The sequence below is a fragment of the Kitasatospora sp. NPDC004289 genome, assembly GCF_053602875.1.
The window spans coordinates 20,624-33,364 of record NZ_JBSGEL010000008.1 but is presented as its reverse complement, the minus strand read 5'-3'; the positions used below and the strand labels follow the sequence as shown (position 1 = coordinate 33,364).

General features: G+C 74.4%; 14 protein-coding genes. 7 read left to right on the top strand and 7 right to left on the bottom strand.

The window, feature by feature from the left end; translation table 11 throughout:
* Positions 1–115: 115 nt before the first annotated feature.
* From ACWEPF_RS07440 to ACWEPF_RS07425, 4 genes are all read right to left on the bottom strand, one after another.
* Positions 116–751, bottom strand: coding sequence for a hypothetical protein (locus ACWEPF_RS07440; protein WP_452171810.1), 636 nt, complete (start codon positions 749–751; stop codon positions 116–118).
* Between the two features lie 162 nt (positions 752–913).
* Positions 914–1,639: a hypothetical protein gene (locus tag ACWEPF_RS07435; protein ID WP_452171809.1), complete on the bottom strand. Its 726-nt coding sequence runs from the start codon at positions 1,637–1,639 to the stop codon at positions 914–916.
* Positions 1,640–1,807: 168 nt separating this feature from the next.
* Positions 1,808–2,590 carry an aminoglycoside phosphotransferase family protein gene (locus ACWEPF_RS07430; RefSeq protein WP_452171808.1) on the bottom strand — a complete coding sequence of 261 codons (783 nt, stop codon included), beginning with the start codon at positions 2,588–2,590 and terminating at the stop codon, positions 1,808–1,810.
* A 9-nt stretch (positions 2,591–2,599) separates the two neighbouring features.
* Positions 2,600–3,610, bottom strand: coding sequence for a hypothetical protein (locus ACWEPF_RS07425; protein ID WP_452171807.1), 1,011 nt, complete (start codon positions 3,608–3,610; stop codon positions 2,600–2,602).
* A gap of 58 nt (positions 3,611–3,668) precedes the next feature.
* Here ACWEPF_RS07425 and ACWEPF_RS07420 point away from each other — a divergent pair, with 58 nt between their 5' ends.
* Together ACWEPF_RS07420 and ACWEPF_RS07415 are read left to right on the top strand one after the other, a co-directional pair.
* Positions 3,669–4,322, top strand: a complete 654-nt coding sequence (locus tag ACWEPF_RS07420) for a TetR/AcrR family transcriptional regulator (protein ID WP_452171806.1) — start codon at positions 3,669–3,671, stop codon at positions 4,320–4,322.
* Positions 4,323–4,394: 72 nt separating this feature from the next.
* The gene (locus tag ACWEPF_RS07415; protein ID WP_452171805.1) at positions 4,395–5,516 is read left to right on the top strand and encodes a DUF7638 domain-containing protein; all 1,122 of its coding nucleotides are present in this window, start codon (positions 4,395–4,397) and stop codon (positions 5,514–5,516) included.
* 22 nt (positions 5,517–5,538) lie between these two features.
* On the opposite strand, the gene ACWEPF_RS07410 is transcribed toward ACWEPF_RS07415, so the two are convergent.
* A complete protein-coding gene (locus ACWEPF_RS07410; protein WP_452171804.1) occupies positions 5,539–6,216 on the bottom strand; it encodes a hypothetical protein in 678 nt (225 codons plus the stop codon).
* A gap of 11 nt (positions 6,217–6,227) precedes the next feature.
* Entirely contained in the window at positions 6,228–6,404 is a 177-nt protein-coding gene (locus tag ACWEPF_RS07405; protein ID WP_452171803.1) for a hypothetical protein, read from the bottom strand.
* A 155-nt stretch (positions 6,405–6,559) separates the two neighbouring features.
* Here ACWEPF_RS07405 and ACWEPF_RS07400 point away from each other — a divergent pair, with 155 nt between their 5' ends.
* Positions 6,560–7,579 carry an endonuclease/exonuclease/phosphatase family protein gene (locus ACWEPF_RS07400; RefSeq protein WP_452171802.1) on the top strand — a complete coding sequence of 340 codons (1,020 nt, stop codon included), beginning with the start codon at positions 6,560–6,562 and terminating at the stop codon, positions 7,577–7,579.
* A gap of 150 nt (positions 7,580–7,729) precedes the next feature.
* Positions 7,730–9,895 (top strand): RNA polymerase recycling motor ATPase HelR, encoded by a 2,166-nt coding sequence (gene helR / locus ACWEPF_RS07395; protein ID WP_452171801.1) that lies wholly within the window; start codon positions 7,730–7,732, stop codon positions 9,893–9,895.
* A 117-nt stretch (positions 9,896–10,012) separates the two neighbouring features.
* Here the strand turns inward: helR and ACWEPF_RS07390 are convergent, their stop codons facing one another.
* Complete coding sequence (locus ACWEPF_RS07390) at positions 10,013–10,612, bottom strand: hypothetical protein (RefSeq protein WP_452171898.1); 600 nt, start codon at positions 10,610–10,612, stop codon at positions 10,013–10,015.
* Between the two features lie 232 nt (positions 10,613–10,844).
* Here ACWEPF_RS07390 and def point away from each other — a divergent pair, with 232 nt between their 5' ends.
* The 3 genes from def to ACWEPF_RS07375 all read left to right on the top strand — a co-directional run bounded on the left by def (position 10,845) and on the right by ACWEPF_RS07375 (position 12,713).
* Positions 10,845–11,390 carry a peptide deformylase gene (def, locus tag ACWEPF_RS07385; protein ID WP_345283260.1) on the top strand — a complete coding sequence of 182 codons (546 nt, stop codon included), beginning with the start codon at positions 10,845–10,847 and terminating at the stop codon, positions 11,388–11,390.
* A gap of 64 nt (positions 11,391–11,454) precedes the next feature.
* Complete coding sequence (fmt, locus tag ACWEPF_RS07380) at positions 11,455–12,393, top strand: methionyl-tRNA formyltransferase (protein WP_452171800.1); 939 nt, start codon at positions 11,455–11,457, stop codon at positions 12,391–12,393.
* A gap of 32 nt (positions 12,394–12,425) precedes the next feature.
* A complete protein-coding gene (locus ACWEPF_RS07375) occupies positions 12,426–12,713 on the top strand; it encodes a hypothetical protein (RefSeq protein ID WP_345283263.1) in 288 nt (95 codons plus the stop codon).
* Positions 12,714–12,741: the final 28 nt, after the last annotated feature.

Genomic DNA, 12,741 nt, shown 5'->3' with positions numbered 1-12,741 from the left:
CTCTTCACCCGCAAGTGCCGCGGCTGCGACCACCCTATGGGCAGCCACAACCGCTGACTGTGTGCGGGTGCTGCCACCGCGCGGAGCCAGGCGATGTGGACAGCCGACGGGCGGGCTACTCGTCGAACCAGACGACCAGGCGGACGGCGTCCTTGCCGTGGACGTCCGCGAGGGTGCGCATGGTTGACCAGACCGGGTGCCAGGGGCCGTCGGCGGGGACGGCGTCGCGGCGGAGGGCGCGTTCGGCGCGGAAGACGGTGCGGCCGGTGTCCCATTCGGTGCCCTCGGGCCAGAGGTCGGGGATGCGCGCCGGGTCGGTGGTGAGGGTGTCGATGCCGCTGACGTGGGCGAAGCCTCGGCTCCAGTCGTCGCGGTGGCGGCGTTCGAGGGTGCCGTCGGGGAGGCGGCGGTAGCGGGTGATGTGGGTGGCGCGGGGGAGGGCGGGCTCGTCCCAGTCGATGGCGAGGACCTCGGGCCAGGTGAGCCAGGTGGCGCCGAAGGCGGCTTCGCCCCAGGCGGCGTGGGCGGTGCGGGTGGTCTCCGAGGCGTCGGCGGGCAGGCCGCGGCCGGCGGCGACCGGGCGCCAGTGGTGGTCGATGTCGCGGACGCCGAAGAGGCAGGGGAAGCCCGCGTAGTCCCTGGTCATGCCGAGCATGGAGAGCTCGATGGCGGCGAACCAGGCCCGCTGGTCGGAGGCGAGGCCCGGGCCCCAGGTGCGGCACTCCAGGTAGCCGTGAATGTCTGTTCCCACGGCTACGACCCTGCCCGGGCGGGCGGCGGGTCGGCAAGCGGATTGTCGTTCGCGGCCGAGCCGGCGTCGCGCTCGCGTCGCGTTCGCGGGTGACGTCCGTCGCTTCGCGAGGCGTGCACGATCCGGCACGGGACCACGAGGCCTGCCGGGACGGCCGCCCTCTCAGGACGTGGCGCGCAGGTGGCGGAGGCTCTGCCGGAGGTAGCCGCGGGGGTTGGTGTCGAGGTGGCGGGCCCAGGCCGGGGCCGGGTCGCCGCGCAGGAGGGTCCAGCGGGCGAGGGCGTAGCCGTACTGCTCCTGGGAGAGGTAGCCGAGGCGGCTCCTGGTCACGCGGTCGCCGTCGGTGACGCGCGTGAAGACGGAGTTGGCGTTGAAGACGCCGAAGCCGAAGTACACCGTGAGCAGGTCGGTGAGCTCCTCCCCGTCCGGGGCGTCCCAACTCAGGCGGCCGGTGTCGAGCAGGGCGACGTGGCCGAGCTCGTGCGCGATGGTGGCCACCAGGGAGACCGGGCGGCGGGCCTGGGCGCGGTCGATGCTCACCACCGGGCGGCCGGTGGCGTCCCGGCGGAAGTGTCCCGCCGCGCCGCGGCTTTCGAAGGTGGCCCCGATGGCCGCCGCCAACTGGCGCTCGGCGTCTGCCTCTTCACTGTCCTCCACCTCGACGACCAGCCGCTCCGGATCGACCTCGAAGCGGTCGCAGAACCGCCGCACCAGCCCCCGGATCTCCTCCGGCGTCCCGCCGAACGTCCCCGGAAACTCCTCGGCGGTCGGCAGGACCGGTGCGCGCAGTGCCGGCGCCGTGCCGAACTCCGCTTCCAACCAGGCCAACGACCGGTCCAGCCAAGCCCGTTCGGTCTCCCCGACCGGGCACTTCACTCGTCCGAACATCTGCTCCCCCGTTGCGTGTGCCGTGCCACCCAGAATGGCCCGGTGGAGGGGCGCCGGCGATGCGGAGTGCCCCCTGAAGGCACTGAACATGCTGCCCGTTCCTGAACAGGAGGCACCGGCGGTGTGGTCCCGGTCGGCGAACCGGACGGTTCCGTCGCCGGCCGGTGGTCAGGGGTGGGCGAGGAGGGCGGTGCGGCGGGCCAGGGCCCAGGTGCGTTCGGCTTCGATGTCGGGGACGAAGTCGCGGTGCAGGAAGGTGGCCCAGGGGTCGGTGCCGGTGGGGCCGAGGCGGGTGATGCGGGTGGTCTCCTCGCGCTGGAGGTCGGCGAGGGTGTCGAGGACGGTGGCCGGGGTGGCGCCGTAGGCGGTGCAGAGGAGGTGGAGGCGGCGGGCGAGGGGTGCGCCGAAGGGGCCGAAGCCGGCCCGGCGTTGGCGTTCGACGGTGCGCAACGGGACGGTGTACCAGGCGAGTTGGGCGAGGTCCTGAAGGGGTTCGCCGGGGAGGGCGAGGTCCCAGTCGATGACGCCGGTGAGACGGCCGTCGGACCAGACGGTGTTCCAGGGGGTGAGGTCGCCGTGACGGATGATCAGGCCGGGGCGCCAGTGGGCGTCGGGATCGCACCAGAGGGCGTCCGGCGGGGGACGGAACTCGCGGACGGCCTCGTGGTAGTCGCGGAGCCAGTGGCCGAGGGCGGTGATGCCCTCGTCGGTGCGGAGGGCCTCCGGCCAGGGCGTGAGGCCGACCTCGCCGGGGAGGAAGGAGAGCACCTCCTCGCCGGAGTCGGCGCTGCCGCCGAGGACGCGCGGGGCGCCGGTGAAGCCGGCGCGCTCCAGGTGGCGGAGCAGCTCGTGCACGGCAGGGGTCCAGTCCCGCCAGGGGCGGCGGACGGTGTCGCCCTGGCGCCGGACGAGGGAGAGGCCGCCCTGCATCGATTCGCCGTCCTGGATCACGGTGGGAGCCTACGCGGTGCGGGCGCCGCCGTGGACGGAGGGCTGACGGGCCGTCGCGGTGCCGAGTTCGTGGATGAGGCGGCGGTAGGTCGCGAAGGCGGGCTTGGGGGAGTAGTCGTCGTGGAGCAGGCCGAAGTGGTGGAAGAGGCCGGTGGCGTGGCTGTCGGCGTCGCGCAGGGAGAAGAGGGAGTAGCCGTCGATGTTGAGGGTGGCGGCGGAGGCGGCGACGGTGCGGATGACGGTTTCGAGGGTGGCGGCCTGCTGGGCTTCGCTGCGGCCGGGGCCGGTGGGCCAGCCGTTCTCGCAGACGCGGATCGGGACGGTGTCGGGGATGCCGGCCTGCGGGAGACTGGTGCGGCGGAAGCCGGTGAGCACGGCGCCCACGGCTGCGGCGAGTTGGCCGGCCGGGATCGGGTGGAAGACGTCGGGGAAGAAGTCCAGGCCGACGTAGTCGAGGCTCGGCCGGAAGCGCGGCTCGGTGTCGGCGAGGGCGCCGAGGTCGGGCCAGAAGGTGTCGGCCGGGTCGAAGGTCGGGACGGCGTTGAAGCCGACGGCGACGGGGTGGTCGAGGGCGTCGGCCTCCTGGCGGGCGGCGAGGACGCCTTGGACGAGGGCGTTCAGGACGTTGGGCCGGCTGCCGTCGACGGTGGGGAGGTCGAGGTTGGGCTCCTCGCAGATCTGGACGGAGGTGAGGTGCGGACCGCCGGTGCGGACGGCGTCGCGGACGAACTCCGGCCAGCCGTCCAACTCGCCGGAGGGCTCGCGGAACTGGAGGACCAGGTCGAGGGTGCGGCCGTCGCCGAGGTAGCGGTGCGGGTCGGCCGGGGTGGGGACCGTCTCCGGGGTCGTGGTGGTGGCGAAGGAGCGGTAGGCCCGGACGGAGAGGGTGCGGGCTCCGCCTTGGAGTTCGGTGAGGGCGGCGGTGATGCGCTCGGGGGAGTCCGGGGTGACGGGGTGGACGATGCCGCGCTCGTCGCCGAGCATCCCGCCGGGGTAGATGCCGAAGGTCAGGTTCGTCACGGAGGCCTCCATAATTTTGGTGTCACACCAAATTTGTGGTGACACTACCATGGGGGCCATGGGCCTTCGAGAGACCAAGAAGCGGCAGACCCGGACGGCCATCGCCGACGCGGCGCTGGGGCTGTTCCTGGAGCGCGGCTTCGACCGGGTGACGGTGGCGGAGGTGGCGCGGCAGGCGGGGGTGTCCACCAACACGGTGTTCAACTACTTCCCGGCCAAGGAGGACCTCTTCTTCGACCGGCAGGAGGAGGTGGAGGGCCGGCTCGCCGCGCTGGTGCGCGACCGGGCGCCGGGCGCGTGTCCGGTGGCCGTCGTCCGGGACGACCTGCTCGAGGCACTGCGCCGGGACGATCCGATGCTCGGACTCCAGGCCGGTGCGGCCGCGTTCTGGGAGGTGGTGCTGGAGAGCCCGGCGCTGCGCGCCCGGGAGCGGGAGATCGGCGAACACGTCGAGGCCGCACTGGCGCGGGCCCTGACGGAGCGTCCGGTGGGGGCGCCGTACCGGGAGGGCGCAACGGGGGCGGCCGTCCTGGCGGGCGCGGTGGCCGGAGTGCACCGGGCGGCGCTGGGGGAGTTGCGGCGGATGGTCATGGCGGGCGAGGGTTCCGGGCGGGCGCGGGACGAGGTTTTGGGCGCGGCGCGGCAGGGGTTCGACCTGCTCTGCGCCGGGCTGCACGGCGAAGGTGACCCGGCGTCACACGGGCACGGGTAGGGGCGCAGTGATCACCGGCGGGCCCCGCGGAAACTGGTGGTCCGCCGGTGATCACTGCGCCAGACTCTCGGGATGAGCGGCAACCGGATCACCCATCGCACCGCGGACGGCGTCCGCATCCCCGGCACCTGGCGGCACGTCTTCATCTGCAACGGCGGCCAGTACTTCCTCACCGACCTCTTCGTCTACGCGGACGGGCTCGTCGACTGCTGGGGCCTGGTCACCTTCGAGGAGTTCGAGGAGAAGCTGCGCACCGGCTGGGTGGCCACCACCCTGCCGCAGGGTGCGGAGGCGTCCGCGCACGAGCTGGCCGACTGGACGTTCGGCGAGCCGGAGAGCTGGCTCACGCCGGAGCTGCTGGCCGCCGAAGTCAGGGACACCATCGACGAGTTGAACGGGCGGCCCGACTCGACCGGCCGCTGCCTGGCCGCCGTCGACGCCTTCCTCGCCGACCGGACCGAGGAGAACCGGGCCGTGGCCCGCGCCGCGTACCTGGCGATCCCGGAGACGCAGCGCCATTTCGCCCTGGGCGACATGGACGCCAAGGACTGGCCGCTGCGCGTCCTGGTGGCCGGGCCGGGCGGCCGGGTCTTCGTGGATTCCGGCGAGGTGATCACGAAGGAGGGCTACGACGAGGCCGTCGCGTACTTCGAGGACCGGGCCCGCCGGCGGGCGGAGCGGGCGCAGGCCGTCCCCGCGGACGGACCGGTGCGGTCGTACGCGCCGGCCGTCCAGCTCGGCCACTGGTTCCCGCGCGAGCCGCAGGCCGATCCCGGCAAGCTCGGCCTGCGCCACGACTACCCCGCTCCGATCACGGTCGCGGACGCGGTGCACCCGTCCGCCGCACACGCCTACTGGGCGCTGTCGGCCGCCGATCCCGACGACCGGCGGGCGATCTCGGCGGCGGGGAGCGCCGCCGCCGCACGCACGCTCGCGGGCGGGGTGGCCCGTCGCGAGGGCTGGGAGGGCCTCCGCACCGCCGTCATGACGAGCCTGCTGCGCGCCAAGTACGACCAGCACCCCGGGCTGGCCGAGATCCTGCTGGCGACGGGCGACGCCACGGTGATCTACGACGACATGGACTCGGAGTACTGGGGGGACAACACCGGCCGGGGCCGCAACTGGTCGGGGCGGCTCCTCGAACTCGTGCGCTCGGAGCTCCGGTTGCGGCGATCGGGGATCCTCGCGGAGTGAGGCCGGGAGGCCTGGTCGGACCTCACCACCGTACGGGGATGCTCCGGGCGACGAGGCGACGGTAGGCGCGGGCCGCGGGGGTCGTGGGCGCGATGAGGTGGTGGGGGTCGGGGAAGGCCGGACTGCCCGCGGTCGGGGGGTGGGGGCCCAGGCCGAAGGCGTTGCCCTGGAGGCGGCCGGTGACCAGGCGGTGGCGGTGGTGGGGGAGCGGCCTGGGGCGGCCGGCGAGGGCCGGGCCGCGGTTGACCTGGAACCACACCTCGCGGCCGTCGGCGAAGCGCAGGACGCTCTCGCGGAGGTCGTGCCGGTCGGTGTACACGGTCCAGGCCCGGCCGCCGGGGGCGTGGTGCGTGCGGAGGCGGTGCAGGAAGCGCGCCAGGTCGACGGCGGCGCCGAAGGGGATCAGCGCGTCCGCGTAGGGCTCGCCGCCGAGGAAGTGGAGCCGGAACTCCAGGCCGTACGGCCGCCCGTGGACCGTGCGGCGGACGGGGAGGGAGAAGGTGTCCGCGTCCTCGTGACGCCAGTGGTGCTCGGGGCGGACGTGCCGGAGCAGGTGCCCGTAGGAGAGCCCGCCCTGACCGGCCGTCAGGCCCGGGATGCGGTCGGCCGAGCCGTGCAGCAGGTAGAGGCACATCAGGTCGACCGGATGCGTCTCGCGGGCCGGCCGGCCGAGGAGCCCGTCGGAGAAGGCGTCGCGCACGGGGCGCCGCCTCAGAAGCTGCGGACGATGAACCAGATGGCGGTCCCCGTGACCGCCAGGCCCCCGCCGATCGTGACGGTGCGGCCGAGACCTTCGTGGACGTACTCGGCGAGGAGGTTGCCGGCCAACGCGACCAGCGGCGTGCCGATGACGAGCAGAGCGATGCCGATCACGTGGTAGATCATCATGGGAGCCCCCCCGGAACGATCACCCGAGTGGTGATCCGGAGGCAAGATCGTAGAGCGGTGCGGCGCGCGGGGAAAGTGGGTTGCCGAGGGGGTTGGGGGAACCGTGCGGCGGGGGCGGGGCGTCTCCGGGCGGAACAGGTGATCAAGGTCGGACGGTGGGAGTGCCCGTGGCGGGTGTGGTGACGGAGACGGTGGCGGGCAGCGCTCCGCCGGTGGCGGGCGGGAGGCGGCGCGGGGCGTGGTGGCGGGTGGGGTACGTGCTCTGCGGGCTGGCGGCGCTGCCGGCGCTGGTGCTGGGGGCGGTGCGGCTCGGGGGCTTCGACGACGGGACGTACTGGGCGGTGCCGATGGCCACGCTGCCGTACGCCGCACTCGGGGCGGTGCTGGGGGCGGCCGGCCTGCTGGGGCTGCGGGCGTGGCGGACGGCGGTGCCGGCGGTGCTGCTGGTCGCGGTCCAAGTGGCCTGGCTCGCCCCGCGGTTGGTGGCGGACGCCGGGGCGGCTCCGGCCGAGGCGCCGCGGCTGCGGGTCGCGGTCAGCAACGCGTACATGGGGCAGATCGACCCGGCCGCGCTGGTCGGGCTGGTACGGGACCAGCGGGTGGACGTGCTGGCCGCGGTGGAGCTGAACCCGGTGGCGGCCCGGCGGGTGGAGGCGGCCGGGCTGGCGGAGTTGATGCCCCATCGGATCGTGACCGGGGACACCGTGCTCTACTCCCGGACGCCGCTGACGCCCGTCGGGATCGGCACCACCGCCGGGGCCGCGGCCGCGGGCGAGGTGACGGTGGGCGGGACGAGCGTGCGGGTGGTCCCCGTGCACACCTTCTACCCGATGGGCGACCCGGCCAAGTGGGCCGACGGGATGCGGGAGTTGAAGGCGGAGGCGGCGCGGTCCCCCCGCAACACCGTGATGCTCGGGGACTTCAACGCAACCCTCGACCACGCCCCGATGCGCGAGCTGCTGGGCGTCGGACTGGCCGACACGCACGAGCAGTTGGGCAAGGGCCTGGTGCCGACCTGGCCGGAGGACTACCACGACTTGCCGGGGCTGCCGCCGGTGATCCAGATCGACCACGTGCTGCACGGGGAGGCACTGCGACCGGTGGCGGTGTCGGAGCACACCCTGAAGGGCACGGATCACCGGGCGGTGGTGGCGGAGTTGGCCCTGACGGGCTGAGGGCGGCGGGGAGAGGGAGAAAGCACTCTTCCGGCCACTACCAACTTATAGCGCGAGGGGGGCCTTGTGGCAAGGCCCCCCTGATGCCCCACAATCGCAGGCCGAAGCCAGAACCTGCGCAAATGGGAGATTCGCGAGTTGCACACCTCTATGTCGGAATCCGGTTCGCGCACCGCCGAGAGCGCCTTCGACCTGCCGGACCGTCTGGCCGCCAAGGCCGACCCGGCTCTGACCGCAGCCGACGAGCGGCACTTCGCCGCCATCGCGACCAGTCTGGAGGAGACCGTCGCCGAGCTGACCGAGCAGCTCGACTCCGCCCGCAAGGCCCCCGGCGGGGCCGGCCGGGCCGCCATGGACCGCGACATCGAGGTGCACCGCCTCGCCGGGCGGCTGCGCGCGCTGGGCCGCTTCGGACTCGACCTGTGCCTGGGCCACGTGGTGGAGGAGGCCACCGGCGAGGCGGTGTACATCGGCCGCCTCGGCCTGACCGACGCCGACGGCCGCCGCCTGCTGGTGGACTGGCGCTCCCCGGCGGCCGAGCCGTTCTTCGCCGCCACCCACGCCAACCCGATGGGCCTGGCCAGCCGCCGCCGCTACCGCTGGACCCGGGGCCGGATCACCGACTACTGGGACGAGGTCTTCACCGCCGAGGGCCTGGAGGGCCGGGCCGCGCTGGACGACCAGTCGGCCTTCATCGCCAGCCTCGGCAGCACCCGCTCGCCGAGGATGCGCGACGTGCTGGCCACCATCCAGTCCGACCAGGACGCGGTGATCCGGGCCGGCTCGCGCGGCGCCCTGGTGGTGGACGGCGGGCCCGGCACCGGAAAGACCGTGGTCGCCCTGCACCGCTCCGCCTACCTGCTGTACGCCGACCCCAGGCTCGGCCACCGCCGGGGCGGGGTGCTGTTCGTCGGCCCGCACCAGCCGTACCTGAACTACGTCGCGGACGTGCTGCCCAGCCTCGGCGAGGAGGGCGTGCGGACCTGCACGCTGCGCGACCTGGTCCCCGAGGGTGCCGTGGCGCTGCCCGAGACCGACCCCGAGGTGGCCCGGCTGAAGTCCACCGTCGAGATGGTCGGGGCGATCGAGTCGGCCGTCCGGATCTACGAGGAGGCGCCCACCGCGGGCATCCAGGTCTCCACCCACTGGGGCGAGTTCTGGCTGAACGCGCGGGACTGGGCGCAGGCCTTCGAGGCCGTCGAGCCCGGCACCCCGCACAACGAGGCGCGCGAGCAGATCTGGGACGAGCTGGTCGCCATCGTGCACGAGCAGCTGGACGAGGAGGCCGGGATCACCACCGAGCTGCTCTCCCGCTCGATGCGCCGGGACGCGGAGCTGGTCACCGCCTTCCACAAGGCCTGGCCGCTGATCGAGGCGGCCGACCTGGTCGGCGACCTCTGGGAGGTGCCCGCCTACCTGCGGCTGTGCGCGCCCTGGCTGGCCCCCGAGGAGGTCCGGGCGCTGCGCCGGGCCGACCCCCGGGCCTGGACCACCGCCGACCTGCCGCTGCTGGACGCCGCCCGGCACCGGCTCGGCGACCCGGAGGCCGAGCGCCTGAAGCGCCGTCAGCGGGCCGCCGTGGCCTCCGAGCGGGCCCGGATGGACGACGTGATCCGGGAGATGACCGGCGCCGACGACGACGGCGAGGGCGCCGTCACCATGCTGATGGGCCGTGACCTCCAGGACTCGCTGCTGGACTCGGGCGCGGTGCCGCAGGCCGCTGCCGAGCCGCTGACCGGTCCGTTCGCCCACGTGGTGGTGGACGAGGCGCAGGAGCTCAGCGACGCGGAGTGGCACATGCTGCTGCTGCGCTGCCCCTCCCGCAGCTTCACCGTGGTCGGTGACCGGGCGCAGGCCCGGCACGGCTTCGCCGAGAGCTGGCAGGAGCGGCTGGACCGGATCGGCCTGGACCGCGTCACGGTCACCTCCCTGACCGTCAACTACCGCACCCCGGAAGAGGTGATGGCCGAGGCCGAGCCGCAGATCCGGGCCGCCCTGCCGGACGCCAACGTCCCGCTCTCGATCCGCAGCAGCGGGCTGCCGGTCCGGCACGGGGCCGTCGCGGAGCTGGACCGGGTGGTGGAGGAGTGGCTGTCCGCCAACGCCGAGGGCACCGTCTGCGTGATCGGTGCGCCGCGCCACCGGCCGGCGGACCCCCGGGTCCGGTCGCTCACCCCGACGCTCGCCAAGGGCCTGGAGTTCGACCTGGTCGTGGTGGTCGAGCCGGCCGCGTTCGGCGAGGGCGTCGAGGGGGCGGTGGACCGGTACGTGGCGATGACCCGGGCGACGAGGGAGTTGGTGGTGCTCGCCGGGTGACGGCCGGTCACCGGTCGCGGCCGGTGGGGTCTGTGTGGGGGCGGTGCCCCGCACGGACCCGGTGGGGCGTTCGGCAGGGTCCGGTACGGGGTCCGGAACGGCGCCGCGGGGCTGGCGTCAGCCGCGCAGCGGGACGCCCGGGTGCTCGGGGTGACGGGCCGGCGGGATGGCGGGCGGCAGGCTGCGGGTGAGCGGGTGCTCCTCGGCGGGGCGGACCGGGCGGGCCGGCGGGAGGCCGTCGGCCGGGCGTGCGTGCGGGAGGCCGTCGGCGGGCCGGGCGTGCGGGAGGCCGTCGGCCGTGCGGGCGTGCGGAAGGTCCTCGGGCGGGCGGCCGGGGGAGGGCACGGTGGTGGCGAGCAGCTCGCCGGTGGGCCGCCGCATGCCGTAACGGCGGTGCACCGCCTGCTTGGTGACGCCGAGGGCCGAGCCCACCGAGTCCCAGGAGAAGCCCAGCGCGCGGTCGAACTCGACGGCCGCCGCCACCAGCGTCTCCACGCTCTCCCGCAGCTCCTGCGCCAGCCGTACGGTCGGCGCGGGGGCCCGGCCGTAGACCACGAACCCGGCGGAGGTGGAAGGCCGCCGGGGGCGGTAGACGTTGCCCAGCTGGGCGGTGAGGGTGCGCAGCGCGTCCACCTGGCGCCGGACCCGCTCGATGTCGCGCACCAGCAGGTGCAGGCTGGCCCGCGCCCGGGCGTCGTGGTTGATCTGCTCGGCCATGGCCTCTGCTGCCACCTTTCCCAACGTGCTGCTTCCGGCTGCGTCCGGGCGCCGGCCCCGGCCCGGGCCTGGGCGGCCCGGTCAATCCCACTTGACCAACGCCCGAGTGCGCCGCTGGTCACGCGACCGGTGCAGACGGGATATGCCAGAAACGCCGCCGAACGGGTGCGCCGGGATTGCATAGACTGGCCGCTGCCCGTGCCGACCGACCGACCGTCAGGAGACCTCCCGCATGGCGATCCAGCCGATCCGGCTGTTCGGCGACCCGGTCCTGCGGGCCACCGCCAAGCCCGTCACCACCTTCGACAAGGAGCTGCGCCGGCTGGTCAAGGACCTCACCGACACCATGGTCGACGCGCCGGGCGCGGGCCTCGCCGCCCCCCAACTCGGCGTCTCCCTGCGGGTGTTCACCTACCGGGTCGACGGCGTGCTGGGTCACCTGGTCAACCCCGACCTGTCGCTCAGCGAGGAGGAGCAGGACGGCCCCGAGGGCTGCCTCTCGCTCCCCGGCCTGCGCTTCGACACCAAGCGCGCCTACGGCGTGGTGGCCAAGGGCTTCACCATGTACGGCGACCCGGTGACCATCGAGGGCACCGAGCTGCTCGCCCGCTGCATCCAGCACGAGACCGACCACCTGGACGGCGTGCTCTTCCTGGACCGTCTGGACCGGGAGCAGCGCAAGGCGGCGATGAAGGCGATCCGGGACGCCGACTGGGGGCAGGGCCTGGTGCCCCGGGTGAAGGTCTCGCCGCACCCGACCTTCGGCTTCCCGCGCTGACGCACCGGCGCTCCGGCACCCCGCGCCGACGCAACCGTTCCACGAACCGAAAGGCCCCACCCGCATGCGCCTCGTCTTCGCCGGCACCCCCGACGTCGCCGTCCCCGCCCTGGACGCCCTGATCGCCTCCGACCGCCATGAGGTGGTCGCCGTGGTCACCCGCCCCGACGCGGTCTCCGGACGCGGCCGCAAGCTGGTCGCCAGCCCCGTCGCCCAGCGGGCCGAGGAGGCCGGGATCGAGGTGCTCAAGCCCGCGAAGCCGAGCGACCCGGACTTCCTCGCCCGGCTGGCCGAACTCGCCCCGGACTGCTGCCCGGTGGTCGCCTACGGTGCGCTGATCCGCCCGGGCGCGCTGGAGATCCCCAAGCACGGCTGGGTCAACCTGCACTTCTCGCTGCTGCCGGCCTGGCGCGGCGCCGCGCCCGTCCAGCACGCGGTACTGGCCGGTGACGAGGTGACCGGCGCCTCCACCTTCCTGATCGAGCAGGGCCTCGACTCCGGCCCGGTCTACGGCGTCCTCACCGAGGAGATCCGCCCGAGCGACACCAGCGGCGAGCTGCTCGGCCGCCTCGCCGTCTCCGGTGCGCGGCTGCTGACCGCCACCATGGACGGGCTGGAGGACGGCACCCTGCACGGCGTCCCGCAGCCGGCCGACGGCATCACCCTGGCCCCCAAGATCTCGGTGGAGGACGCCCGGATCGAGTGGACCCACCCCGCCCTGCGGGTCGACCGCCTGGTCCGCGGCTGCGCCCCCAACCCCGGCGCCTGGACCACCTTCCGGGGCGAGCGCCTCAAGCTCTCCGGCCCCGTCAAGCTCCTGACGGACAGTACGGAGCTGGCCCCCGGCGAGATCGCCGCCGTCGGCAAGAACTCCGTCCGGGTCGGCACCGGCTCCCACGACGTCGAGCTCGGCGAGGTCCAGCCCCAGGGCAAGAAGCCGATGCGCGGTGCCGACTGGGCCCGCGGCGTCCGCCTGGAGCCCGGCGAGCGCCTCGGCCTCTGAGGGCCCGGGCACTGCGGAGCCGAGGAGCCGTCATGACGTCGAACGGTCGCCGCACGGTGCTCGCCCGGTGGGCCGGTCCGCCGCCGGGGGCACCGCGGCGGACCGCCTGGCAGCGGTTCAACAGGCCCGGGACCGACTCGGGTTGGCTACTGCTCGGGGCGAACTTCGGGCTGTTCGCCTTCCTGGGGCTGCGCGCCTTCGTCGGGGTGCTGCAGGGGTCGGTGCTGCTCGGGCTGCTGGCGCTGGCGTGCGGGCTCGGTGCGGCGCGGGCCGGGTACGTGATGTGGCGCGTCGCGGGGCGGCGCGGGCGCTCCACGTAGACTGGCCGTTCTGAGATCCGCAGCACCT